General features: G+C 44.4%; 1 protein-coding gene. It reads left to right on the top strand.

What is annotated here, in order from left to right:
* A partial coding sequence (locus HNS40_RS22790) for a PKD domain-containing protein (RefSeq protein WP_172284995.1) occupies window positions 1-392 on the top strand: 392 nt, incomplete at both ends.

Raw genomic sequence — 392 nt, 5'->3', positions numbered from 1 at the left:
CCAACACATCTTTATCAGTTTTCTGGTAATTATTTGGTAGACCTCACGGTAACCGATACCAATGGCTGTGAGCACAGCATTACTCAAAATGTAACCATTTGGCAAGGACCAACCGCCAAGTTTAACTATTATAGCGCCTGCGCCGGTAGCTCTACCTATTTCATCGATAAGAGTATTATTGATGGAGCTGCGGTAGTGAGCTGGGAATGGAGCTTTGGTGACCCTGCAAGTGGTAGTAACAATTATTCCACAGAGCAAAATCCAAGTCATGATTTTACATCTGTAGGCACCTATGAAATTATCCTCATAGTAGAGGATGGCAATGGATGTAGCGATAGCGATACCACTTTGATCGTAGTAGAACCTGCTCCCGTGGCCGACTTTAGAGCCGA

The sequence above is a fragment of the Lentimicrobium sp. S6 genome, assembly GCF_013166635.1.
GTDB lineage: Bacteria > Bacteroidota > Bacteroidia > Bacteroidales > UBA12170 > UBA12170.
Note: the sequence above shows the minus strand (reverse complement) of the source record. Positions and strands in the feature narration are given on the sequence as shown.